General features: G+C 64.1%; 21 protein-coding genes. 4 read left to right on the top strand and 17 right to left on the bottom strand.

The window, feature by feature from the left end; all coding sequences use genetic code 11:
• Window positions 1–415: 415 nt before the first annotated feature.
• The 5 genes from G3N93_RS00775 to G3N93_RS00755 form a co-directional block, all read right to left on the bottom strand.
• Window positions 416–952, bottom strand: a complete 537-nt coding sequence (locus G3N93_RS00775; RefSeq protein ID WP_206132069.1) for a MarR family winged helix-turn-helix transcriptional regulator — start codon at window positions 950–952, stop codon at window positions 416–418.
• Between the two features lie 52 nt (window positions 953–1,004).
• A complete protein-coding gene (locus G3N93_RS00770; protein WP_206132068.1) occupies window positions 1,005–1,607 on the bottom strand; it encodes a TetR family transcriptional regulator in 603 nt (200 codons plus the stop codon).
• 164 nt (window positions 1,608–1,771) lie between these two features.
• Window positions 1,772–3,220, bottom strand: coding sequence for an efflux transporter outer membrane subunit (locus G3N93_RS00765; protein ID WP_206132067.1), 1,449 nt, complete (start codon window positions 3,218–3,220; stop codon window positions 1,772–1,774).
• Window positions 3,217–6,375 carry an efflux RND transporter permease subunit gene (locus tag G3N93_RS00760; protein ID WP_206132066.1) on the bottom strand — a complete coding sequence of 1,053 codons (3,159 nt, stop codon included), beginning with the start codon at window positions 6,373–6,375 and terminating at the stop codon, window positions 3,217–3,219. The genes G3N93_RS00765 and G3N93_RS00760 overlap by 4 nt, the downstream gene beginning before the upstream one ends.
• A gap of 11 nt (window positions 6,376–6,386) precedes the next feature.
• The gene (locus G3N93_RS00755) at window positions 6,387–7,547 is read right to left on the bottom strand and encodes an efflux RND transporter periplasmic adaptor subunit (protein ID WP_374196392.1); all 1,161 of its coding nucleotides are present in this window, start codon (window positions 7,545–7,547) and stop codon (window positions 6,387–6,389) included.
• Window positions 7,548–8,220: 673 nt separating this feature from the next.
• On the opposite strand from G3N93_RS00755, the gene G3N93_RS00750 reads away from it, so the two are divergent.
• Entirely contained in the window at window positions 8,221–9,471 is a 1,251-nt protein-coding gene (locus G3N93_RS00750; protein ID WP_307873376.1) for a LysR family transcriptional regulator, read from the top strand.
• Window positions 9,472–9,547: 76 nt separating this feature from the next.
• Here the strand turns inward: G3N93_RS00750 and G3N93_RS00745 are convergent, their stop codons facing one another.
• The 11 genes from G3N93_RS00745 to G3N93_RS00695 all read right to left on the bottom strand — a co-directional run bounded on the left by G3N93_RS00745 (window position 9,548) and on the right by G3N93_RS00695 (window position 21,049).
• Complete coding sequence (locus tag G3N93_RS00745; RefSeq protein WP_174981901.1) at window positions 9,548–10,207, bottom strand: TetR/AcrR family transcriptional regulator; 660 nt, start codon at window positions 10,205–10,207, stop codon at window positions 9,548–9,550.
• Window positions 10,208–10,335: 128 nt separating this feature from the next.
• Entirely contained in the window at window positions 10,336–11,415 is a 1,080-nt protein-coding gene (locus tag G3N93_RS00740) for a porin (RefSeq protein WP_206132098.1), read from the bottom strand.
• Window positions 11,416–11,721: 306 nt separating this feature from the next.
• Window positions 11,722–12,462: a glucose 1-dehydrogenase gene (locus G3N93_RS00735; RefSeq protein WP_307873375.1), complete on the bottom strand. Its 741-nt coding sequence runs from the start codon at window positions 12,460–12,462 to the stop codon at window positions 11,722–11,724.
• An 866-nt stretch (window positions 12,463–13,328) separates the two neighbouring features.
• Window positions 13,329–14,396 carry a 4-hydroxy-2-oxovalerate aldolase gene (gene dmpG / locus G3N93_RS00730; protein ID WP_174981905.1) on the bottom strand — a complete coding sequence of 356 codons (1,068 nt, stop codon included), beginning with the start codon at window positions 14,394–14,396 and terminating at the stop codon, window positions 13,329–13,331.
• Window positions 14,396–15,355 (bottom strand): acetaldehyde dehydrogenase (acetylating), encoded by a 960-nt coding sequence (locus G3N93_RS00725; protein ID WP_174981907.1) that lies wholly within the window; start codon window positions 15,353–15,355, stop codon window positions 14,396–14,398. Before G3N93_RS00725 ends, dmpG begins: the two co-directional genes overlap by 1 nt.
• Before the next feature lie 78 nt (window positions 15,356–15,433).
• Window positions 15,434–16,228 (bottom strand): 2-keto-4-pentenoate hydratase, encoded by a 795-nt coding sequence (locus G3N93_RS00720; protein WP_011354791.1) that lies wholly within the window; start codon window positions 16,226–16,228, stop codon window positions 15,434–15,436.
• An 80-nt stretch (window positions 16,229–16,308) separates the two neighbouring features.
• A complete protein-coding gene (locus G3N93_RS00715) occupies window positions 16,309–17,154 on the bottom strand; it encodes an alpha/beta fold hydrolase (RefSeq protein WP_206132063.1) in 846 nt (281 codons plus the stop codon).
• The gene (locus tag G3N93_RS00710) at window positions 17,151–18,419 is read right to left on the bottom strand and encodes an LLM class flavin-dependent oxidoreductase (RefSeq protein ID WP_011354789.1); all 1,269 of its coding nucleotides are present in this window, start codon (window positions 18,417–18,419) and stop codon (window positions 17,151–17,153) included. The genes G3N93_RS00715 and G3N93_RS00710 overlap by 4 nt, the downstream gene beginning before the upstream one ends.
• 68 nt (window positions 18,420–18,487) lie before the next feature.
• Window positions 18,488–19,327 carry an alpha/beta fold hydrolase gene (locus tag G3N93_RS00705; RefSeq protein WP_206132062.1) on the bottom strand — a complete coding sequence of 280 codons (840 nt, stop codon included), beginning with the start codon at window positions 19,325–19,327 and terminating at the stop codon, window positions 18,488–18,490.
• A 90-nt stretch (window positions 19,328–19,417) separates the two neighbouring features.
• Window positions 19,418–20,362: a catechol 2,3-dioxygenase gene (locus G3N93_RS00700; RefSeq protein WP_174981916.1), complete on the bottom strand. Its 945-nt coding sequence runs from the start codon at window positions 20,360–20,362 to the stop codon at window positions 19,418–19,420.
• Between the two features lie 27 nt (window positions 20,363–20,389).
• On the bottom strand, window positions 20,390–21,049 hold the full coding sequence (locus G3N93_RS00695; protein ID WP_206132061.1) for a 2Fe-2S iron-sulfur cluster-binding protein: 660 nt from the start codon (window positions 21,047–21,049) through the stop codon (window positions 20,390–20,392).
• 239 nt (window positions 21,050–21,288) lie between these two features.
• Here G3N93_RS00695 and G3N93_RS00690 point away from each other — a divergent pair, with 239 nt between their 5' ends.
• The 3 genes from G3N93_RS00690 to G3N93_RS00680 all read left to right on the top strand — a co-directional run bounded on the left by G3N93_RS00690 (window position 21,289) and on the right by G3N93_RS00680 (window position 24,359).
• Complete coding sequence (locus G3N93_RS00690) at window positions 21,289–21,786, top strand: flavin reductase (protein ID WP_011354785.1); 498 nt, start codon at window positions 21,289–21,291, stop codon at window positions 21,784–21,786.
• 132 nt (window positions 21,787–21,918) lie between these two features.
• Window positions 21,919–22,755 carry a TetR/AcrR family transcriptional regulator gene (locus G3N93_RS00685; RefSeq protein WP_206132060.1) on the top strand — a complete coding sequence of 279 codons (837 nt, stop codon included), beginning with the start codon at window positions 21,919–21,921 and terminating at the stop codon, window positions 22,753–22,755.
• Window positions 22,756–23,498: 743 nt separating this feature from the next.
• Window positions 23,499–24,359 carry an oxidoreductase gene (locus G3N93_RS00680; RefSeq protein ID WP_206121462.1) on the top strand — a complete coding sequence of 287 codons (861 nt, stop codon included), beginning with the start codon at window positions 23,499–23,501 and terminating at the stop codon, window positions 24,357–24,359.
• A 112-nt stretch (window positions 24,360–24,471) separates the two neighbouring features.
• Here the strand turns inward: G3N93_RS00680 and G3N93_RS00675 are convergent, their stop codons facing one another.
• The gene (locus tag G3N93_RS00675; RefSeq protein WP_206121463.1) at window positions 24,472–25,338 is read right to left on the bottom strand and encodes an oxidoreductase; all 867 of its coding nucleotides are present in this window, start codon (window positions 25,336–25,338) and stop codon (window positions 24,472–24,474) included.
• Window positions 25,339–25,366 lie beyond the last annotated feature (28 nt).

Genomic DNA, 25,366 nt, shown 5'->3' with positions numbered 1-25,366 from the left:
GGGTTCAAGCGCGCTCGGCCACCCGGGCGAGCCGTCGTGAAGGCGGGCCCCTTTGCGCCAGCGTGATGCCGATTGTCTTCGGGCCCGCCCCCCGACAGCAGGGTTTCGATCCCGTACATGATCGCCCCGAGCGCGATATCCCGGGCGACCATCACGTGGCCGACCCAGGCGCCCTGCATCGATCGCCGTTTGCAGGTCGCGCGTCAGATACACGTCGAGCAGCCGGCCACGCAACGCGACTCGACGAAGCCTGCCTGTCCGACCCGGGGCCGCCGCTGCCGCCGTTCCCGGGGCCGACCGACGGCGCGATCCGGGCCGACCGGAATTCGGCGAACGGCGGCATTGCCGACCAGTTACCAGGGAGGATTGGACGAAGGCCGCCTTTCTGCACGTACCGATGAACCGGCCTTGCCATTCATCCGGTCGCATCGCCTCTTGCTGCATTGCCGAGCATGCGCGACAGCAAATTGCCCAGCATTCGAAGCTCGTCGTCGCTCGCGAAGGCGCGCAGTTCGCACTGGATCTCGCCTTGCAGGTCGCGCCACGCAGCCGCGATCCGGCGCCCGTCACACGTGAGCGACAGGTAGACGACGCGGCGATCGTCCTCCTTTTGCGTCCGCACCACGAGATACTGCGCCTCCAGCCGGTCCACCAGACGCGTCACCGCGCTGCCCGCAATGCCGCAGGCATCGGCCAGTTCGCCGGCCGTCAGCGACGCTTCGCCATCGAGCACGTGCAGGATCGACGCCTGCGACTTCGTAATGCCGAGCGCCTGCTCGACGCGCCGGTCGATGCACCTGGACTGCAACGAATCGGCAGCCGACAGCAATGGCACGATGGACATGCCACGGTGGCGCCTTTCCGGCAGGACGAAATGCGAACCAGACGTGCCTGGTGCCATTTCACGGGCTCGTTCTTTCGCGATTTCAAGCTCTTTCGGTACGGGATTCATGACAGCACTCATGGATCGCGGCGCCACGCCATGCGTCGAGCGCCCGATACCTTCATCCTTGAATCAGGGTGCGGACGACTTCGGTCACTTCAACCCGGTCCGGATTGCGGCATCCTGGCCGCGTCAATTCCCGGTGCAGCAATCCGCTCAACGTCGCGTGAACCACGCTGGCGATCACCGCCGGTTCATGCTCGCTCGCCAGCTGCCCGGCCGATATCGCACGACGCAACCACGCATCGATGCGCTGTTCCGCCGCGTACGCAGCCTGGCAGACCCGTTCGCAGAAAGCCGCCGTTTCCTTCGCGTTTTCACATCGCGTGTACGACAGCGTGTACAGCCGGCGCGACAACTTCGAGCGCGTCGCCATCCGCCAGCACGCACCGAGTGCATCGATCAGCGCGTCGAGCTCATGCTCGGCATCGTGTCGCGATGCAATCAGGAAAGGATCCAGCGGGATCGCCGCATCGGCGAAGATGGCATCGAGCACCGCGAGCTTGCTCGCGAAGTGCCAGTACACGGCCCCGCGCGTGACGCCGGCCCGGCGGGCGATTTCCTCGAGCGACGCATGCGCGAAGCCATGATCGAAGAACACGCCCTGTGCCGACTCGACGATGATGGCCCGTGTCGCCTGTGCCTGTTCACGGGTTCGTTTCACCATAACGTTTCCGAACGTCCATCCGGGTCCGGATGGCTCGCGTGTCACATCGCAGCGGCCCGGCAAGGGCATGCGATTGCGTGCCCCGGGTGTCGGGGCACGCATCCTGAATCACCGAACGGGCCGGGCCCGTTGCGGTGTCCTGCTTCACGTCAGCGCACGGGTCAACCCGGCGGATGCGCGGCCTGCCCGGCCGACGCGTCGGCTTTCACCGTCCGGTCCTGCCAGCCGCCGCCCAGTGCGCGGTAGAGGTCGACCGTGTTCGACATCCTCGCCAGCCGGACCTTGACCAGATTCTGCTGCGCGTCGTACAGCGACCGCTGGTTGACGAGCACGTTCACGTAGCCGTCGACACCCTCGCGATAGCGTACGTCGGACAACCGGTACGCCGACTGGCTCGCCTCCACCAGCAGGCGCTGGGCCGTCTCCTGCCGGCCCCAGGTCGCACGCCCGTCGAGCGCATCGGAGACTTCGCGAAACGCCGTCTGGACCGCCTTCTGGTACGTCGCGACTTCGATGTCGCGATTGACCTGCGAGACTTCCAGGTTCGCGCTGTTGCGCCCGTAGTCGAAGATCGGCACGCTGATCGTCGGCCCGAACGACCACGCGGCGCTGCCGGGATCGAACAGGTTGCGCAGCGACGCACTGGCCGTGCCGCCGCTTGCCGTCAGCGAAATGCTCGGGAAGAACGCCGCGCGGGCGGCGCCGATGTTCGCGTTGGCCGCCATCAGCTGATGCTCGGCCGCCATGATGTCCGGCCGCCGCGCAAGCAGATCAGACGGGAGCCCGGCCGGCAGATCCTCGTCGAGGCGAACCGTCGTCAACGATTCGCGCGACAGCAGCGCATCGTCGAGCGGCACGCCCACCAGCAGCGTCAGCGCGTTGATGTCGGTCCGCACCTGACGGTCGTACTGCGCGAGATTCGCTTCCGCCGCACGAACGGTCGTCTCTGCCTGACGCAGATTGAGCAGCGACGACGTGCCGTTCCGGTACCCCGATTCGGCGATCTTCAGCGACGCCCGCTGGCTGGCGAGCGTATCGGCCGTCAGCGCCTTGATGTCCTGGTCGGCCTGCAGCGTCAGCCACGCAGTGGCCACCTCGGCGATCAGGCTGATCCGGGTGGCCTGGCGCGTGGCCTCGGTCGCCAGATAGGTCTGCATCGCCTGCTCCGTCAGGCTGCGGATCTTGCCGAACAAGTCCAGCTCGTACGACGCGACGCCCCCGACGTTGTAGGACCGCGTGACACCGGCCTGGCCCGTCGTCGACAGGTCCGACGGCAGCCGCTGGATCGACCCGGACGCGCTGGCCGACAGCGTCGGCAGCAGGTCCGCCCGCTGGATCCGGTACTGCGCGCGCGCCGCTTCGATGTTCAGCACGGCCACTCGCAGGTCGCGGTTGTTTTCCAGTGCCATGCCGATCAGCGTCTGCAGGTGCGGGTCGGTGTAGAAGTCGCGCCAGCCGACTTCCGCGGCCGACGGCCTGCCGGCGTGGTCCTGCGCGGCCGTCGCGTACTGCGCGGCGACCGACGGGTCCGGACGATGATAGGTTGGGATCATCGTGCAGCTCGCCATCAGCAGCGCGGCGGGCAATGCCGCGAGTTTCAGGATCTTCATGCGGTCACCTCGTCAACCTTGTCCATGTCGTCGGCCTTGTCGGCCTTGCCTTTCTTGCCGCGCGAGAACAGGCCCGTCACCAGCACATAGAACAACGGCACGTAGAACACGGCCAGGAACGTCGCGGTCATCATCCCGCCGACCACGCCCGTGCCGACCGAGTGCTGGCTGCCCGAGCCGGCGCCGTTCGAGATCGCGAGCGGCAGCACGCCGAGCACGAACGCCATCGACGTCATGATGATCGGGCGCAGCCGCAGCCGTGCCGCCTGAACGGCCGCCTGCATCAACGACATCCCTTCTTTTTCGTACAGCTCTTTCGCGAACTCGACGATCAGGATCGCGTTCTTCGCGGACAGGCCGACCGTCGTCAGCAGGCCCACCTGGAAGAACACGTCGTTCGTCAGGCCGCGCGCCAGCGTGGCGACCACGGCGCCGATCACGCCGAGCGGCACGACCATCAGCACCGAGAACGGCACCGACCAGCTCTCGTACAGCGCGGCAAGACAGAGGAACACGATCAGGATCGACAGCGCATAGAGCGCCGGCGCCTGCGAACCCGACAGCTGTTCCTCATAGGACAGCCCCGTGACCGCCAGACCGAATCCGTTCGGCAGCTGCGCCGCGATCTTCTCGATCTCCTGCATCGCTTCGCCCGAGCTGTGGCCGGCTTTCGGCTGGCCCTGCAGTTCGACGGCCGGAATGCCGTTGTAACGCTCGAGCTTCGGCGAACCGTATTCCCAGTGCCCCGACGCCACCGCCGAGAACGGCACCATCTGGCCGTTGCCGTTGCGCAGATACCATTTGTAGAGATCCTCCGGACCCACGCGCGCATCCGGCAGGCCCTGGACGTACACCTTCTTCACACGGCCGCGATCGACGAAGTCGTTCACGTATTGGGAACCCCAGGCGGCGGTCATCGTATCGTTGATGTCGGCGATGCTGACCTGCAGCGCACGCGCCTTCTCGTCGTCGATATCGATGTGGAACTGCGGCTCGTCGTTCATGCCGTTCGGGCGGACGTTGGCCAGCAACGGATTCTCGTGCGCCAGTTTCAGGAACTGGTCGCGCGCGGCCATCAGTGCGTCGTGGCCCTGACCGGTACGATCCTGGAGATACACGTCGAAGCCCTGCGAGTTGCCCATTTCCATGATCGCCGGCGGCACGATCGGAATCACGACGCCATCCTTGATCTTCGAAAACGCCGCACCGGCACGCTCTGCAAGCCCGAACACGCTGGGATCGCTCCCCTTGCGCTGTTCCCACGGCTTGAGCGCGACGAATGCCAGCGCCGAGCTCTGCCCGCGCCCCGCGAAGTTGAAGCCGTTCACGGTGTAGACCGATTCGACGACATCGCCCTCGTCCTTCAACAGGTAGTCACGTACCTTCGCCAGCGTGTCCTCGGTCCGTTCCGCCGATGCATTGCTCGGCATCTGGAGCTGAACGAACAGCGTCCCCTGGTCTTCGTCCGGCAGGAAGGCCGTCGGGATGCGCGTGAACAGGAAGCCCATGCCGACCACGATCAGCAGGTAGATGACGATGTAGCGCCCCTTCTTGCGCAGGATCGCCGCGACTGCACCTTCGTAGCGGTCGGTCCCGCGGTCGAACGTGCGGTTGAACCACCCGAAGAAACCCTTCTTCGCGTGATGATCGGCGTCGCCCGGCTTGAGCATCGTCGCGCACAACGCCGGCGTAAACACCAGTGCAACCAGCACCGACAGCGCCATCGCCGACACGATCGTGATCGAGAACTGGCGATAGATCACGCCCGTCGATCCGCCGAAGAACGCCATCGGCAGGAACACGGCCGACAGCACCATTGCGATACCGACCAGCGCGCCCTGGATCTGCCCCATCGACTTGCTGGTCGCTTCCCGCGCGCTCAGCCCTTCCTCGGTCATCACGCGCTCGACGTTCTCCACCACGACGATCGCATCGTCGACCAGCAGGCCGATCGCCAGCACCATGCCGAACATGGTGAGCGTGTTGATCGTGAAGCCGAACGCGGAGAGCACGCCGAACGTACCCAGCAGCACGACCGGCACCGCCAGCGTCGGAATCAGCGTCGCGCGGATGTTCTGCAGGAACAGGTACATCACCAGGAACACGAGGATGATGCCTTCGATCAGCGTCTTGACCACTTCATGAATCGACGCATGAACGACCGGCGACGTATCGTACGGAACGACGATCTTCACGCCCGGCGGCAACAGCGCTTCCTGCTCCTTGAGCAGCTTCTTGACGAATTCCACCGTCTCGAGCAGGTTCGCGCCGGTCGCCAGGCGCAGTGCGATACCGGCCGACGGCTTGCCGTTGTACATGCTCGAGATCGAGTAGTTCTCCGGCCCGAGGCTCACGGTCGCGACGTCGCCGAGCTTGACCTGCGAACCGTCGGCATTCACCTTGAGCAGGATCTGCTTGAACTCGTCGGCGGTACGCAGGCGCACCTTCCCGATCACGGTCGCGCTCAGCTCCACGCCGCGCCGCGTCGGCAGGCCGCCGAGCTGGCCCGACGACACCTGGACGTTCTGCGACCGGATCGCATTCGTGACATCGAGCGGCGTGAGCGAATAGCTGTCGAGCTTCGCCGGGTCGAGCCAGATCCGCATCCCGTACTGCGAACCCATCAGCAGGTAGTCGCCCACCCCTTTCGTTCGCAGGATCGGATCCTGCAGGTTCGACGCCAGATAGTTGCCGAGGTCGCCGCTCGACATTTTTCCGTCTTCGGAGACGAGCGCCGCGACCATCATGAAGTTGATCTGGTACTTGACGACGCGAATCCCCTGCTGCTGCACTTCCTGGGGCAGAAGCGGCGTCGCGAGCGACAGCTTGTTCTGCACCTGGACCTGCGCGATATCGGGATTGGTGCCCTGGTCGAACGTCGCGACGATCGTCATGCTGCCGTCGGCGTTACTTTCCGACGACATGTAACGCAGGCCGTCGAGGCCGTTGAGCTGCTGCTCGATCGGCTGGACGACCGTGTCCTGAACCGTCTGCGCGGACGCGCCCGGGTAGTTGACCGTGATCGACACCGCGGGCGCCGCGATGTTCGGATACTGGTTGATCGGCAACGACCGGATCGCCAGATAACCGGCCAGCATGATGACGATGGCGATCACCCACGCAAAGATGGGCCGCCTGATAAAGAACTGTGACATGCGCGCTCCGACTAGCTGCCGTTTGCCGTAGACGGCGCGACCATGCGCGCGTCACCGAGGTCGACATGGACGTTCGTCGCGGGCACCGCGACGACCTTCATGCCGACCTGCAGTTTCTGAACGCCTTCGGTCACCACGCGCTCGCCCACATTCAGCCCGGAGCGGACCAGCCACGTATTGCCGACCGTCCGGTCCACCGCGAGCTGCTTCAGTTGCACCTTGCCGTCGGCGCCGACGACCCAGGCCACCGGCGTGCCCGTCGTATCGCGCGTGACGCCCTGCTGCGGCACCAGGATCGCGTCCCGCTTGATGCCCTCGTCGAGCTTCGTGCGCACGAACATGCCCGGCAGGATCTGGTGATCCGGGTTCGGGAACTGGGCGCGCAACGTCACCGAGCCCGTGCCTTCGTCGACACTGACTTCGGAGAATTTCAGCGTGCCGCCGTGCGCATACGACGTGCCGTCCTCGAGCAACAGCCCGACACTGGCCGCGCCTGCGCTGACGGTCTGCAACTGGCCGTCGGCAAGTTCCTTGCGCAGGCGCAGCATGTCGGACGACGACTGCGTCACGTCGACATAGATGGGATCGAGCTGCGTGATGACGGCCATCGACTGGGCCTGGCCGTTCGTGACCAGGGCGCCTTCCGTCACGAGCGAGCGGCCGATGCGCCCGGCGATCGGTGCGTAGACCTTCGTGTAGTCCAGGTTGACCTTCGCGGTATCGAGGTCGGCCTGCGCCTGGCGGTACGAGGACACCGAGTCGTCGTACTGCTGACGGCTCACCGCGTTGTCGGCAAGCAGCTTTTCATTGCGCTCGGCGAGATGCTGCGCCGAGACCAGCGCGGCGCGCGCCTTCTCGTACGCGGCCTTGTACGGCGCATCGTCGATCTGGTAGAGCTGCTGGCCCTGCTTGACATCGTCGCCTTCGACGAAGAGCCGCCGCTTGATCACGCCGTTGACCTGCGGGCGCACCTCGGCGACACGCCACGAATTCGCGCGACCCGGCAACAACGACTTGAGCGTGATCTCCTGCGGCTGCAGCGTGACCACGCCGACCTCGGGGACAGCCGCCACCGCGGCTTCCTTCTTCTGGCATCCGGCGACAGCCATCGACCCGACTACGACACACGTCGCAAGCAAGGCGGTTCTCTTGGGAATGATCATCCGGTACATACAACATCCCTCACTGTTCGTTTCATGTTTCTCACTCTCAACGTTGCGAATCCGGCAGCCACTGGGGAAGCCCCTCCGTGCGCCGGGCTGAACGACAAGTCCGGTTCGTCTATTCATATGGACGCCTGCTCGGCGCATCCGCCATCGCGACGTGCATACGATCCACCGCACGCAGCCTCGAATCGGCAAGCGACACCGGATTCAACGATTTCTGCGCGCAGCATGACCCCCACCCATTCAGTAGGTGTACTGATCGATAAGAAAGGACGTTAACGGTGCCGAACCTCCCGCCCGTTAACGCACGACCGACGCAACGACTCACTCATCCGAATGAGCACGCGATGCGACGGGACATCCACCCGACGTGGCAGGCATGCGACCCGGGTTGCCGGGCACCTGTCGTGCGAAGGCGGAAGCAGAGCGCGCTGCGCGCTATCCGTCCCCGATGGCCGGAATCCTCATGGTCGAAATTTATTCATCCCTTGTTGATTTATTGCGATGGTAGGGCATCCGTCGCGACGCTGTCAACCGTTCGATCGTCACGCCCTGCGACGCCGTGGCACGCTCGTGGCCGCGTCAGGCGGCTCGCACGCGGCAAAGCAGGCAGCCGCTAGAAGCCATGCTCAGATAGCGGGCACGATATGCCATATGCCCCGACGGTCAGCGTGTTCCAGTGGTTGAGCCCCTCGGACGGGGGCCGAGCGTCGAATCGGGCCGCGGTGTCGACAGCGCTGCCACGCCCCGCACTGCCGGCGCGCTCGACGCGCTCAAGCATCGTAGTGATGCAGGCCTGCGACAGGCGGTCACCGGCAGTCTTCACGCGGTGGCATTTTTGCGATATCATTTTATTCATCATTCGTTGAATATCGCTTGCGGACTACACAGACGGCCGCTCCCGTGCGCCAACCGGCCACCTCGATTGCGAGGCCCGACCTGCCCGGGACGGGAACGGCGCCTGAACCAGAAAACGGATATGGACAAACTTCAATCGATGCGGTCGTTCGTACAGGTCGTGAACGACGGGAGCTTTATCCGTGCGGCCACCCGCCTCGGCATCTCTCAAATGATGATCAGCCGTCGCGTCAACTGGCTCGAGGAACAGCTGGAAAGGCGCCTGCTCGTCCGCAGAACGCGGAGCGTGTCGCTGACGGAGTTCGGGAAGACGTACTACACGCGTGTCAGCGACATTCTGGCGAAGCTCGACGAAGTCGAGCATGCGGTATCGGTGCCCACGCAAACGCCGTCCGGAACCCTGCGCGTAGCGGTCTCCGTCGGCCTGTCGTTGCGGCACCTGTCGTCGTGCCTGCGTGATTATTGCGATTCGTATCCGGAAGTCCTTCCGGTTCCCGTGCTGGTCGATCGCCCTGTCGATCTCGTCGCGGACGGATACGATGCCGGCATCGTCGACCTGGCGTCGTTGTCATGTACGAGCCTCGTCGCACGGTCAGTCTTCAGCGCGCCGCTCATCGCCGTTGCTTCACCCGGCTATCTTCAGCGGCGCGGCGAGCCGACGCACCCGGCGGAGCTGGCCGAGCACGCGTACCTCGCGATCTCGGGCCCCCAGCGCGGCAAATCCGAGCTTCAACTGGACAGTGCCGACGGCGCCGTAACAATCACGTGCAATCCGGCCGTCGTGGCCAACAATATCGATTTCCTGATGCAGATGGTCCTGTCGGGCGCAGGAATCGCGTTGATCCATCCCGCGCTGGTTCAGCGGGAACTCGAGCAAGGCACGCTGAAGCGCGTCCTTCCGGATCACTGGGGCCCGGCACCCACGTTCGGCATCGTCTATCCCAGCCGTCGCCACTTGCCCGCCAAGGTGCGAACCTTCATCGACCATCTGCTGGCGACGTTCGACGAATCGACGGGCGCACCGCACAGTCCCGCACCGGCTCAATACCAGGCAACCGCGGTTATCGCATGACAGCCGCTGCCCGCTCGGCAGCATGACGCGCCGGCCGGGCGACGCTCATCGCGGGGACTTCGCCGCAATGGCCGGGTTATCGCAGCAGCCCCATGGCGATCTCCAGCACACCCTGCTTGAATTTTTCGGGTTGCTCCGGCAGCGTTGAAAACTTCTCGAGCACGTGCCCGTAGGAGATCGTATTGCTGATCGAATTCACGATCATCGCGTGCAACAACTCGGGATCGTGAGGCTTCATCTTGCCGGCTTCGATTGCATCCTCGAGAAGCGGAATGAGTGCGTTGCGATAGGGGCTGATCAGTCGTTCGACGAGTACGTTCAGGCGCTCGCCGTGCTCCGTGGTGGCAGTCGAAAGAAACATGCCGATATCCGGGTTTTCGAACACGCTGTCGGTCAGCAGTGTCAATGCCTGCCTGATCCGTTCGATCGGCGACATCCGGCTGTTGCGCAACTGGTTCGTCGTCTCGATCAGCTGTGCCAGCTGCGCGGCCAGCTGGTCGACGACCGCAGTCCACAGCCCTTCTTTCGATCCGAAATGATGGGCCATCAATGCAGGATCGACGCCCGCGAGACCTGCAATCTCCCGCACGCTGGTTGCCGCGTAGCCCTGCTTGGCGAACCGCTGCCGCGCGCATCGCAGCAGCGAATCGAAACCCACGTGCGCAGTGCCGGACGGGCGTCCCCTGGTGCGTTTGGCAGTGGGCTGGCGCTTGGTCGAAGTATCGGAGCTGGGCATGCAGGAATGACGTCGATGGCGGGAAGGTGTCGAAGTATACCAAGCGCATCGTGCCTGCCCCGGGCCGTTATCGTCCAGACTCGCCGCGATCGTTCACCCCGATATACCCGCCACATCGCCCCCGCCGTTCAGAAGAAATGCCGGATACCGATATCGGCACCCACGGTCGTCCCCTGAACACCGTACAGCGCCCCGTCTGCCGAAATGCCGGTATTCATCGCGCCGTGGTTGTTCACGACAGCCACTTGCGCATAGAGCGCCGTGCTTTTCGACAGGTTGTAGGTGGCCCCGGCGGCGCCCATGATGGAATGATTCACCGTGTGATTCCGGTCACTGGTGAAATAGATACCGCCGTTGAGATTCAACTGCGGCGTGACGTAGCTGTCGAGCCCCGCACTGTAGACGTTGGAATCGTACGATTGCGCCACCTTGTAGTTGACGAACTGCGCCTTCGCCGTGATGACGCCGAAATTGTAGGTGGCGCCGATCGCGCGCCCCCAGAATGCGACCGTTGTCGGGATCGGCGTCGACACCGTACCGCCGCTGTTGCCGGAATAGATTCCCCCGCTGATCAGGAGATTGCCGACCGTGTATTTCAGGCTCGCCGAATACTGCCGGCCCGCCTGGAAATTGCCCGCGGCTCCACCGAGTGCCAGCATCGCCTTGCCCTGCAAGCCGGCGATGGTCGGGCTGGTGTACGACACGGCATTCGAGTTGAATGCGCCCGTGCCGGTCACGGTATCCGCATAGATGATCAGGCCGCTGCCGAGCTGCGAAAACCCGCGCGGGTCGGTGTCGAGCAAGGACAGGAAGAACGGTGAAAACTGCAGGCCGATTGCCACCTTGCCGAACTGGTTTTCCAGTGCGACATAGGCCTGGCGACCGAACAGGTTCCCGTTCGAGTCGTCGAAGCCGCCGTTGCGCATGTTGATGCCACTCTCCAGCTTGAACGACGCCTTCATGCCGCCACCCAGGTCTTCCGTGCCCGTCAGGCCAAACTGCGACGGCAGCGAACCACTGTCGACGGCGGAGAACTGGCGCCCGAGGTTCTGACCGTTGGCACCGGCCGTCTTGCTCGTGTACAACAACCCCGCGTCGACAATGCCGTAAAGCGTGATGTTGCTCTGGGCGTGAGCGACACCGCCCATCAGCGAACCTGCCACCGCGATCGCCGCGCCCTTACGAGATACCTTCCATCCACCTTCCATGTCCCTCTCCTGTCTTTCCTGATGAGTTACAGCACGCAGAGAATCGTATTTATTTAATGGATTCCTAATCAAAATACCTGCTACCCGATACTTCTTCAGATCAATCCCAACCCCACTCAAATAGGATATCGAATCAATTGGATCAGACCGGCCACTCAAATCACACCTTGGCTGCCAGGCGATCCTGCTTCAAATCCGGTCGTGGATCGTATCGGCCATCATTCGCCGATGGCCAAATGCGTCCGCGGCAGCCCTGGTCGCGCCGACGCAGCAAGCGTTCTTGCTACACGGCTCGTGTCGACACGATCAAAGCTTCATCATCCCGCCATCGACGGAAACGGTCTGCCCGGTAACGAACGCCGCGTCCTCGCTTGTCAGGAAGACGATCGGGCCGGCGATGTCCCGCGGCACCGCAAAGCGCTTGATGGCCTGCTGGTTCCACACGGCATCGATGATGTCGCGCGGCATGCCGCTCGTTCCCGGCGTGTTCGTGATGGCCGGTGCGACGGCGTTCACGGTAATGCCGCGATCCGCAAGCTCGTTGGCCAGGCCGCGGGTCAGGCCGATCACACCCATCTTGCTCGCGATGTAATGGCTGAGCCCGGCAAGGTTCGTCGCGATCGAGTTGGAGGCAATGTTGACGATGCGCCCCCACCGATTCTCGGCCATCAGCGGCGCAAACGTGCGGGCCCCGATGTACGGGCCTTCGAGGTTGACCTTCAGCACCCGGCGGAAGAGATCGGGATCCAGATCGTCGATCGTCGCAAACGGATAGATGGCCGCGTTGTTCACCAGGATGTCCGCTCGCCCGAATCGTTGGCGCACTTCGTCCCGCACGCGGCCCCAGTCCTGCTCCGACGACACATCGCCTTGAATGCTTGTCGCCGTTCCGCCCATGGCAGCGATATGCCGCAATGTCTCGCCGCAGTCTTCGAGATCGAAGAGCACCAGCTGCGCCCCATGCGTCGCAAGCTTCTCGGCAACCGCCTGCCCGATCCCCTTGCTGGCACCCGTTACGATCGCCACACGTCCTTCATGCGTATTCACGTCTCTGTCTCCTTTCGTATCGTCTTTTCCGAACATCGGCCTTCCGCAGCACAACCGGCTCGCTCGCGTTCCGTCGTTGCGATATCGCGTCACGCGAGCGCAACTTGCGCTCGGGTTGACACTACCAACCGTTGCCCGTTCACGCTTCGCGTTTCCAGTGTCAGTGCAGCTGCTATCGATTCGTCAACCCAAACATCTACTGCATTCCTAACCAAGCAGGGATCTATCAAATCAATATCGTCACGTCCCGCTCGACTTTCGCCGCGAGCGAAAGCCGATCAAGGCATTCAGTCATGTGCCACACGACAGATTGCCATCCGGCGCCGCAACCTTTATCCCGAGCGTCTGCGAGTAATGTGCGGCCGGAAGTCCGGGCATGCGCCTCTCCGGAGCGCCCGGTCCTCACTGGTCCGGCTCATTGCCACTTGTTCCGACGCCAAATACAAGCCGTTGAATGTCACCCCACACCATAACTGATAAACACCTCAGTTATGATTTAACGATCACCATTGATTCACGTCAAATAGGGTTTTCCCCCGACGCATGCGATCGGTGCGCCTGTGTCCACGGAGCTGCGAGTGCAGCCGGCTCTTGCTGTCGGAATAACCCGTTCGCGGGTTTGAAGGCACAGGGGCACGGCGCGCAGACGGACTCCGCGTCGGAGCACGCCCGCTCGCTGCACAAAATGCAACGCCCGGCAGGTATCCCCTGCCGGGCGTTGCATCAGGCCGATGACGTGATCGGCGATCGGTACGAGCGTCGCCGCCGCTGCCTCGTCGGCCATTCCCGAGGCGGCGCATGAATCGTCGACGCGCACCGCCGCCGGCGCGTCGCCTCGCACCGGCGTGACGTGCCGACGTGCTCGCTCAACGCCCCGCTTCGCTCATCGTCGGCTCCGCATGCGCGCGTTCGTGCTCGGCCGACTTCAGCAGATCGAGCGCCACGTCGACGATCATGTCCTCCTGCCCGCCCACCATCTTCCGGCGGCCGAGTTCGACGAGGATATCGACGGTCTTCAGGCCGTATTTGTCCGCCGCGCGTTCGGCGTGGCGCAGGAAGCTCGAATACACGCCGGCGTAGCCCAGCGCGAGCGTCTCGCGATCGACACGCACCGGCCGGTCCTGCAGCGGGCGCACGATGTCGTCAGCCGCATCCATCAGGCCGTACAGGTCGCAGCCGTGGTGCCATCCCTGGCGCTCGGCAGCGGCGATGAACACCTCGAGCGGTGCATTGCCCGCGCCCGCCCCCATCCCGGCGAGACTCGCGTCGATGCGGTCGCATCCCTCCTCGACCGCCACCAGCGAGTTCGCAACGCCCAGGCTCAGGTTGTGGTGCGCATGCATGCCCGTCTGTGTCTCGGGCTTCAACGCCTCCTTGAACGCGCGGAAGCGGTCGCGGATATCGTTCATGCCTAGTGCGCCGCCGGAATCGACCACATACACGCAGGTCGCGCCGTAGCTTTCCATCAGCTTCGCCTGTTCCGCGAGCTTCTGCGGCGTCGTCATGTGGCTCATCATCAGGAAACCGACCGGATCCATGCCGATCTCGCGGGCGTATTCGAGATGCTGCCGCGACACGTCCGCTTCGGTACAGTGCGTCGCCACGCGCACCACGCGCGCGCCGGCATCGTACGCGTTACGCAGATCGTGGATCGTCCCGATGCCGGGAATCAGCAGCGTGGCGATTTTCGCGTGCTTCACGCTCGCGGCCGCCGCTTCGATCCATTCGACGTCGGAGTGTGCGCCGAATCCATAGTTGAAACTCGAGCCCTCGATGCCGTCGCCGTGCGCGACCTCGATGCTGTCGACCCCCGCGCGATCCAGCGCAGCTGCGATCGCTTTCACGTTCGCGATACTGTACTGATGGCGGATCGCATGACTTCCGTCGCGCAAGGTCACATCGGAAATATAGAGTTTCTTGCGTGCGTCGTTCATCACACTGCCTCCTTGTGATCGCGCGCAATGCCCGCGGCCATTCTTCTGCGCGCCATCATGTCGCCGCATGCGAGTGCGGCCGAGGTCATGATGTCGAGGTTGCCGGCATACGACGGCAGGTAGTGCGCCGCGCCCTCGACCTCGAGGAATACCGACGTCTTCAATCCGTGCTTCAGCCCGACGCCCGGCACGTTGAGCGGCTGGTCGGCCGGGATCACGTCGAACTGGACTTTCTGCTTGAGCCGATAGCCCGGCACGTACGCCTGCACGCTCGCCACCATCTGCGCGATGCTGTCCTCGATCTTGCCCTGATCGGCAGGATCGGACAGCGCGAACACCGTGTCGCGCATGATCAGCGGCGGCTCGGCGGGATTCAGGATGATGATCGCCTTGCCGCGCGACGCGCCGCCGAGCTGTTCGATCGCCTTGCGCGTCGTCTCGGTGAATTCGTCGATGTTCGCGCGCGTGCCGGGCCCCGCCGACTTGCTCGAGATCGACGCGACGATTTCCGCGTAATGCACCTTCGTCACGCGCGATATCGCGGCGACCATCGGGATCGTCGCCTGGCCGCCGCACGTCACCATGTTCATGTTCGGCGCGTTTTCCGATTCCAGGTTGATGGCCGGAATCACGTACGGGCCGATCGCGGCCGGCGTCAGGTCGATCACCTGCACGCCATGCGCCTGCAGCACGTCGTTATGCCGCTTGTGCGCGCCGGCCGACGTCGCGTCGAACACGATGTCGATCTCCTTGAACACGTCGAGCGCCAGCAACCCGTCGATACCGTCCGACGAGATCGCGACACCCATGCGCTGCGCGCGCGCGAGGCCGTCCGACTTCGGATCGACGCCGATCATCGCGCCCATTTCGATGTGCGTGCCGTGACGCATCACCTTGATCATCAGGTCCGTGCCGATATTTCCCGGCCCGATGATCGCTACTTTCGCTTTTGACTTCACCGTCCACTCCGATCATTCAAACTCGTTTCATTCGCCGTGTCGCATCCGGTTCGCCCGAACACGCCGACTCCCCGCATGTCATGCCTCTGCGTCGTCGAAACTCGCGCGCACCGCGCCCAGCCCCTGGATCTGCGCTTCGAACACGTCTCCCGGCCGCACGTTCACCATCGGGCCGAGCGCGCCGGACAACACGACATCGCCGGCCCGCAGCGGCACGCCACGCGCCGCCATCGTCCTGGCCAGCCAGACGAGCGCATTGACCGGATGCCCCATGCACGCCGCCCCGACGCCGAGCGAGACGACTTCCCCGCGCCGTTCCGTCACCATGCCGCACAACCGGAGATCCACGTCCGACAGCTTGACCGGACGATTCCCCAGCACGAACGCGGACGACGACGCGTTGTCGGCGATCGTGTCGACGATGCCGATCTCCCAGTCGCGGATCCGGCTGCCGACAATCTCGAGCGCTGGCAGCACGTATTCGATGGCGTGCAACAGATCGAGATGCCCCGGGTTGTCGCACGCGATGTCCCGCCCCATCACAAACGCAACTTCCGCCTCGATCTTCGGCTGGCTCAATGCGCTCCACGGCACCGTTTCCTGGTCGCCGTAGGCCATGTCGTCGAGCAGCACGCCGAAATCGGGCTGGTCGACGCCCAGCTGCTTCTGCACCGCTGCCGACGTCAGGCCGATCTTGCAGCCGACCCGCCGGCTGCCCGCGCTGATCCGTCGTTGAATATTGAGCTGCTGTATCGCATACGCATCGTCGATGCTCAGCGCGGCGTTCGCCCGGTGCAGCGGCTCGATGAAATCGCCGGTGCTTTCGGCCCGACGGAGCCGGTCCGCAACGTGTTGAATCTGATCCACATTCATTTGAAAAGCCCCTCGATGGAACGGCAGGCGGGTATTGCCCGCCTGCCGCTTGTGCGGCCCCATCGCCGCACGTGCGTCGACTACTTCGCTTGCCCGAGGAATCCGCTGACGATGCGGTAGGTCTCGATGCGCTTCTCGACCTGCGGGATGTGTCCGCAATCGTCGATGATTTCGACTTCGCTGTTGGCGATCAGGCGCTGGAACTCCGCCGCATAGCCGGACGATACGAGCTTGTCGTCGCGGCCCCAGATGATCTTGGTCGGGATCCGGATCCGGTGCAGCCGTTTCGCGAGGCCACGATCCGGAATCGGCCACACGAAGGAGCCGGTGCAGCCCAGCGTCCAGACCCGCGCGGCCAGCGTTTTCACGAAGGATTCCTGATCGGTCGGCATCGCGAGAAACGCGCGTGCGGCTTCGCTGTCCGGGTCCGCAAAGAGCAGCGACGGCATCTGCTCGGCGGGCACCGAATTCCAGTGCACGACAGGCATGTCGTCCCGCCACAGGCCGATCGGGTCCAGCAGCACGGCCTGCCGGAACAGCGTGGGGAACGTCGACGCGAGCTCGGCTGCCAGCATGCCGCCGAAGCTTTGCCCGATGACGATCGGCCGTTCGATGCCGAGCTGGCGGATCGCTTCTTCATACGCCAGCACGACGTCATGAAGATCGTCGAGCTGCCGCACCGCGTAAGGGTCGTCCGCACTCGTTCCCGGAAACTCGATCGCGAAAATGCGATGCGTGCCCGCGAGGTCCATCAGGAAGTCGTCGATCACGAGGCCGGCCGCCGGATGAAGATAGACGACATCCTCGCCTGTGCCGAAAACCTTGACGCGAAGCGTGACTTTGCCGCCCCACACCGGCACCTTGCGCTCCTCGAGCGGAACGCTGACGGCAGCCTGGTTCGGGGATTCGATCGTTTCGGTGTTCATGCTTGTGTCTCCGCGAGTTGTTGTTGGCGAGCATCGAGCGGAACGCCGCCCAGCCGCTCCGGCCACCAGTGATGCTGATGCCCCTTGTCGCTCCACAGCTTCTTGAGGTCCGGCATCACGTATTTGGTAAACATGTCGATGTTGTACTGCGCGAGCTCCTTCGGCATCGAGCCGAACTGCAGCATCGCGTGCAGGTTGCCGATGCCGAATTCGCGTGCATATTCAACGAGCTGCTCGCGCACCGTGCTGATCCCGCCGGCGACGACCGCACCCGATTCGAGGAGATCCCGGTAGGTCGCCGTTTTCATCCGGTCGTACATGCCGAAATCCTTCGGATCGCGGAAGATGAATTCGAGCCCGCGGATGTCGATGCCGCCCGGCAGTGCCAGCCGGTGCATCCCGATGCCGCCGAGCGCCTTGCGGAAGAAGTATTCCGCATGCCGTGCGTACAGCCGCTCGGCTTCCGCATCCGTTTCGGCAACCGCAATCGACTGCATGAAGCCGATCCGGTACGGGTTCGGTGCCTTGCCCGCTTCCTGTTCGATCTCGCGGAACCGGTCGAAAATGCGCTTGCCGGTGGCTTTCGCGCCGAACCAGCCGAAGTAATTGAACCCGTAGTCGCGATCGACGATGAACTTCATCGTGTTCGGGTTGCCGATCGCCGTGATCCAGACCGGCGGATGCGGCGCGTTCTGGATCGGACGCGGCCAGATGTTCACGTCCGGGTGCTGGGAGAACTTGCCGTTCCACGCGAACGGCTTCGGCTCCTTCCACGCCTTCAGGATGAGCTCGAGGTTTTCATCGAAGCGCGCACGCGTCTGCAGCGGCGACACGCCGTTGTTCACGTTCGCGTCGTACGCCAGGCCGATCGGAAAGCCGCAGATGAGACGACCGCCCGACATGCAGTCGAGCATCGCCTGCTCTTCGGCCACCCGCAGCGGCTCCAGCGTCTTGCCGAGCGAGCGCCCGATCGGATAGATCGCGGTCTCGATGCCTTCGACTTCGGTCATGTAGGCCAGCACGGCCTCGAACAGATCCGGGTTCGGCATCATGTCGTACGAACTTTGCCCGTGCTCGGTGATCGCGAGCCCGTCGAAGCCGGCGCGCGCCGCATACATCATCTCGTCGAGCGCATCGCGATAGGCGCCCCGGATGCCTTGCGGCGTCGTGAGCCCATAGGGCGTCGTGACGACCGATTCGTGTTTCGTTTCGAAATCGGCCGGCAAGTCCCGATAAGGAACCTGTTGGAAGTAGTTAATCTTCATGTGTCACCTCTCATGTTTGCCTGGTGAGGCGTTTTTTGCCGAAACCTTCAAGCTGCCGCGCGAACGCATCACGACGTCAGGAAATTCCGGACCAGTTGATTGAACTTCGCGGCCTTCTCGATCTGCACCCAATGCCCGCATTCGGAGAACATGTGCAGCTCCGCATGCGGAATCAGCTGGAACAGCCGCTCGCTGGTCCGGGCCGGGATGACCTTGTCTTCCCGCCCGTGCACGATCAGCGTCGGCTGGCGGATGGCCGACAGTTTTTCGTCCGGCACGGCCAGCGCGTCGATGCCTTGCTGGCGGGGCGCCGGGAACATCCGGCCGAAAGTCTCCTGATACCCGGGCCGGATGCTGGCCTCGTAACGCGAATCGGCGAGCGCGTCGGTCAGCATCCCGTGGTTGTAGGCGAACGTGTGCAGGAGATTCCGCATGTTCTCTTTTGACGGCTCGTACCCCCACACCGCATCGAGCCCGGGCGTCAGTTCGAACGGCACGCCGACACTTCCCATCAACACGATCTTGCCGACCCGCTCGGGGAAGGTCGTCGCCAGCGTCAGCGCGAGCGCGCCGCCGAACGAGTTGCCGATCACGTCCACCTCGGTCAGCCCGAGCGCATCGAGAAAGCCGACGAGATGCTCGAGCCAGAGCCGCTTGCCATACGTTGCGCCATCCGGGCGCTCGGTATAACCGAAGCCCACGATGTCCGGCGCGATCGGCCGGCAGAACTCGGCCAGCGCGGGCAGCGTCTGCCGCCAGTTCGCCCATGCGGTGACGCCCGGCCCGGAGCCATGGATCAGCAGCACCGGCCGCCCGCTTCCTTCGTCGTGGTAGTTCGTGGTAATGCCGCCCGCACGGATCGAGCGCCCGATTTCGGGGTCGTTCCGGGTCGCTGCTGTCTCGTTCATCTCGTTGTTCCTTGAATGCAATTGCCCTGCCAACCTGCTGTAAATCCGCTGCCTCGCGGTCGCGCCGGATGACGCGACCGACCGCGCAGGTCAGGTGTAGACCTCGATGAAATCCGGTCTCGGTTCGCCCTGGTGATAGAAAATGCCGCGCCAGATGTCCTCCACATGCCAGGTGATGGGCGGCATGTCGGGCTGCGCGTAGTAGCCGAGCCCCGCGAACATCTCGTTGCGATTGCCCGACGGATCGAAGAAGTAGGTCGTCTGCCCACGGGTAATGCCGTGGCGCTGCGGCGTGACGTCGATCTTCACCTGATGCTTGCCGAGCACGTCGGCCGCGCGCAGCACGTCGTGCCAGCTGTCGAGGTAGAACGCCACGTGATGCAGGCCGGCAACCGGGCCGCCGGCCATGGCCAGATCGTGAGGCTTGCAGCCCCGGAACATCCACACCGCGGCCTGCACCGAGTGATCGGGCCCGGCGAGCACCTGCTCGGCCAGATGGAAATCGAGCGCCTCGCCGAGGAAGCGCGTGTTCTCCTCGACGGTGTTGATGCCAGCCTCCGGGTCGACCGGGCACATCAGCATCACGTGATCGAGCCAATGCACCGCCGCGCCTTCGAGGCCATCGGGCCAGGGCTCCGGATTCAGCGTGCCGACGCTCTTGCCGCGAAACTCCTTGTCCGCGTACAGGTACATCAGATGCCCGCTGGGCAGCGTGAAGCCGATGGCACGCCCGCACCGCTCGAGATGCCCCGCCGCATGCTCGGTCACCCGAACGCCGGCTGCCTCGACTCTCGCCGCCAGCGTGTCGAGATCGGCCTCCTTCTCGACCTTGTACGCGATGTGCTCGACGCCGGATCGATCCGCTTGCGTCAGCGAAACGGAATAGAGATCCCACTCGTCCCATCCCTTCAGATAGACCGTGCCGCGCGCGTCGACATGGCTTTTCTGCAGGCCCAGCACCGTCACGTAATGATGCAGCGCCCGATCGAGGTCGAGCACTCGCAGGGCCACGTGACCGATTCTCATCACACCCATCATCCCCTCCTTCATGATTATGGATAACTAACTGCTTTTGATCGTGCAGCGTTCCTTCGATTTTCCGAGCAGCTCGACGACCAGGTTCGACAGCGGGTAGATCCGGCACGCCAGCACGTCGCTGCCTTCACCGGCCGTCGGGCTGACGTGCGCCCGGCTCATCGGGCCGGACGCATAGCTGCCATGCAGCACCCTGATCTTGCAGATGCCGCATCCACCGCCGTGGCAACCCGACCGGATCGACTTCGTTCCCGCGCCGATGGCCGCCTGCAGCACCGGCTGATTGCCGTGGCAGTTGAACCGCTCCGCCGTGTCGACGATGTAGACCTGGCAGACCGCCCCGTTCCGGGCTTCATCGCTGCCCGGTTCGGTCCGATCGACCTGATTCCACCGAATCGGGATGCGTATGGTTCCGACACCCTCCTCGTTGATGCCGATCCGATGCAATTGCTCCATCAACCGTGCAAAGCGCTGCCCCCCGCTCGACCCGGCGCGCAGGCATTCCGACTTCAGCCAGGCCAGCGAGATCGATGCGAAATCCGCGTCGACGCCAACCGCGACACCGTCCAGCACCGCGCGCACATGCTGCAACTCGGTACGCGGCTGGTGCACGAGGAGCGCCAGCCGGCTGACGTCCAGCCCGTCCGAGACCCTGATCCGCCATTGCCTGTCCACCACGACGTACATCGCTGTCCCCTCTATCTCGTCAGATGCCACCCCGGCCGGACTCGAATCTCGTCGACCCGTAGACTGATGATGTCATCAGTTATGATTTAACGATCACATTCGCGAAGAGTCAAATGGGGTTTTCCCCAGCCACGTTTACCTGCTCCGGCGATTGAAACTGATGAAATCATCATCTATGATTTTTTCATCACTCCGCGGAGCTGGCCAGCAGGGTGCAATCGAACTCAAGGAGACAAGTCATGGTGATGCCAACGGAATTTCGGGATGCAATGTCGCGGCTGGGTGCGGCCGTCAATGTCGTGACGACGAATGGCCTCGCTGGCCTGGGCGGCTTTACAGCATCGGCGGTATGCAGCGTCACGGACAGCCCGCCCACACTGCTCGTCTGCATGAATCAGAGCAGCCACCAGTACGACCGCTTCGAGGCCAACGGCGTGCTGTGCGTGAACGTGCTCGGTGCCGAGCAGGAACATGTCTCGCGGCTGTTCAGCGGGCAGACGCGTGCGTCGGTCGAGGACCGGTTCGCGCAGACCAATTACGAGTACCTGGAGACCGGTTCGCCGGTGCTGCCCGACAGCCTGGTGTGCTTCGATTGCAAGATCGACCGCATCGAGAAAGTCGGCACGCACGGCATCCTGTTCTGCCAGGTCGTCGGGATCGGGAACGGGTCTCAAGCGGGCGGCCTGCTGTATTTCGACCGCGCCTACCATCGGCTCACGAGCGTCAGGCCGGTCTAGTCGGCACCGCCGCCGCGCGTTGGATATCGACTCAAAGGGTGATACGCTTGTTCGGTTCCCGATATTGCTTTAGCGCACACCAGACGTTGTTCAGCAATGAAGCCGTTCTTGTCGCAGCGCCGGTGCGCCGGCATGGAAATCGTGTCCGTGCGCGGTTCTGCGGCAAGTTCTGCACGGCGCGCTTCGGCTAACCTGGCTTACGAGATGGATGATCGAACCAAACCACGCGCAGTGACGCGCACCAAGACGGCCCCCAAGCCCGCTGCTCCCAAAACCTCGTCCGTCAGGAAGACACGAACGAAAGCGCCTGCCAAAGCCCCCCTGCACAGCGACAGCGATGCGCCGATGCCGCGCGGCATGCGATCGCGCCTGGCGACGCGAGGCAAGCTCATCGAAGCAGCGCACACCCTGATGGCGGAAAAGGGCTTCGACCTCTGCACGATCGAAGAGATCACGAGGCAGGCCGATGTCGGTTTCGGCTCCTTTTACAACCACTTCGAGTCGAAGGACGAGATTGCCAAGGCGGTATTCGCGCAGCGTGCATCGGAGATCGGCGTCATCACGGACGAAATCTCGGCACGCGAGACGGACCGGGCCGTCGCGATCAGTCACGTGCAGAAGATGTTCCTGACCAAGGCGGTCCATGATCCCGTGTGGGGGCGCTTCATCGTGCGGGCGCAGGATTCGCATCGACAGATGAACGAGACGTTCGTGGTTCGCGCGTCGAAAGACATCGGCGACGGAACCGAGCAAAAGCGGTTCTCGATTCAGTACATCGACACCGCGGCAGACATCACGATTGCCGCATTGATCAGTGCGATGACGCGGATTCTCGATGGCGGCCCGAGTGCGCAGATCACCGCCGAAACGGTCGAATGCCTGATGCGGCTCTACGGCGTCGCACCGGACGAGGCCCGCCGCCTTGCCGAAATGCCGCTGCCGGATTACGTCACCGACTTCTTCAAGTAACGCCGGCGCGGCCGTTGCAGGTCCGTCGGCAGCGCCGAACGGGCCCGGCATCGGCTCCCGTCGAACCACCGCGAGATGGCCATGTCTGGCTGCGTGCCGCCGGGTACGCAGTCGCGTCACCGTTGCAACGCAACCGGCCGTGAGGGTCGAGCCGTTCTGCGCCAGGACATCCACCGCGCCGCCAACGAAGCATTTCCCGCTTCCGGTCTTCCAGACGTTCCATAGCAAAACGGGCGCGATGAGTTGTCACACCCCGCTGCTTCATCGACTTTCCCAAGCTGACCTGCCCCCACCGGGGCCCCGCATCACGACCGCGAACAGGATTCGCCGACGACGCGGGCAGTCTCAAGCCCACACGCCAGCGGCCCGTCGAATCGCCCACGCTCAAAGCCGCTGCGACCTGTCCGGCAGAAGGCCCGCGGCCACGCTTGTACGATCGAAAAGAAAATAAAGACGTTGAAGCATGGATCGTTCGGCCGTCAGTGAATATCGTTGACTGCCTTGGCAGCGTGCGTCTGCGCACGCCATGCCGTTCGTCAATGCCCCGGAATCATTCGACAAGACCGCGCCCGCCGGCACACGGGATCGTCCCATCGCGCCCATCGGCACGCACCTGGACCTGTACCGGCCGGCCCGGCCCAAGGCCGCACCACGCAGGCGCGCGGCCGCTTCCGGAGCACCCTCCCGATTTCGTCTTGCCCCCATCGCAAGACAGATCCAACGCCTATTTTCAAGGAATCGAAATGAACAAGATCTGGTTCATCACCGGCGCATCGTCCGGTTTCGGCAAAGCACTCGCCGAATTGGTACTGGCCGCCGGCGACTGCGCGGTGCTGACCGCCCGCCGCCTGGCGTCGCTGCAGGACATCGCCGCCCCTCACGGCGAGCGCGCGCTGGCGCTGCAACTGGACGTGACCGACGCCGCCGCACGCGCCGCCGCGCTCAAGGCCGCGAACGAGAAATTCGGGCGCATCGACGTGCTGGCCAATATCGCAGGCGCCGGCTCGTACGGCGCGCTCGAGGAATTCACGTCCGCCCAGATTCGCGCCCAGATGGAACTGAACTTCTTCGCTGCCGCGGAGTTGTCGCGCGAAGTACTGCCGCAGATGCGCGCGCGGCAGTCGGGCCATATCCTCAACCTGACCAGCATTGCCGGCCTGGTCGCGTTTCCCGGCAGCGGCCTGTACAACGCGTCCAAGTTTGCGCTGGAAGGCTTCACCGAGGCGCTGCACCACGAGGTCAAGCCGTTCGGCATCCGCGTGACGCTGGTCGAGCCGGGCGCGTTCCGCACCGGCTTCGCGGGCAGCGCGGCGATGAAGGCCGAACAGCGGATCGCCGCCTACGCGCCGCTGGATGCCGGGATGGACGAGTACTACACCACGCAGAACGGCCAGCAGATGGGCGACCCGGTCAAGGGCATGCAGGTGGTGGTCGACATGGTGGCGGGCGACACCGCGCCGGTTCGCCTGATGCTGGGCGAGGATGCTTACCAGCTGTGGGACGGCGCCGTCGCGTCGCGCAACCGCGATCTCGGCGTATGGCGCACACGTGGCGAGGACACGGCCATTCCGGGCGCCGTGAAGAACACCGCGCAGGCGCTCTGAGCGCGTTGAACCCTGCCCGGTCGATTCGCGGATGCGGGTGCCGGTCATCCTGACGAAAGAGGGGCCGGTCGACTTCATCGACCGGCCCCTCTTCCTTCCCGCTGCAACCGCGTTACAGCCGGATTTCCTCCAGCTCGGCACCGTCGAATGCGGTGTCTTCGCCGCTTGCCCGCCAGCTGTCGATGTCCTGAATCCGCTTGGCGATGGTCGCATCCCAGATCGAAAACGCATCCCGGCCCAGCATCAGGCGCACCGGCGGGGCGTCGCTCGCGACGACTTCCAGCATGCGCCGCGCGGCCTTGGCAGGGTCGCCCATCTGCTTGCCGGCGGAGTGTTCGAGATAGGCTTCGAACGGCTCGACCACGGGCCGGTAAGCATCGATGCGCTGCACGGGCCGCATGTTGACGTCGCCCGCGAACTCGGTGCGGAACGCGCCGGGTTCGACCAGCGTGACGTGAATGCCGAGCGGTCGGGCCTCGATGGCCAGCGCCTCGGTCCAGCCCTCGATCGCGAATTTCGCTGCGCAATACGGGCCCGCGGCATTCATCGACACCAGCCCCGCGATGCTGCTCACGGTGAGCACATGGCCCGAGCCCTGCGCGCGCATCTGCGGCAGCACCGCGCGGGTCATCTCGGCAGCGGCGAAGAAATTCAGTTCCATCTGCTCACGCAGTTGATCGAGGCTGAACTCCTCGCAAGCGCCGGCCACCCCTCGCCCGGCGACGTTGGCCAGCACGTCGATGCGACCGAAGCGCGCGAGCGTGTCGGCCACGGCCTTGTCGCGCGCGGCGGCGTCGGTCACGTCCACGGCCAGCGGGAGCACGCGGTCTTCATGACCCTGCGCGATGGCTTGCAGCCGATCCAGGCGACGAGCGGTGATGGCAATGCTGTCGCCGTTGGCGATGACGGCCTCGGCCAGCGCCTTGCCGAAGCCCGACGATGCACCCGTGACCAACCAGACTTTTGGATTCTTGCTCATATCGATTCCTTTGCACTCCTGATTCAAT

This window comes from Burkholderia sp. Se-20378 (genome assembly GCF_017104665.1).
GTDB classification, from domain to species: domain Bacteria; phylum Pseudomonadota; class Gammaproteobacteria; order Burkholderiales; family Burkholderiaceae; genus Burkholderia; species Burkholderia lata.
The sequence above is the reverse complement of the archived record's forward strand: the minus strand, read 5'-3'. Positions and strand labels throughout refer to the sequence as shown.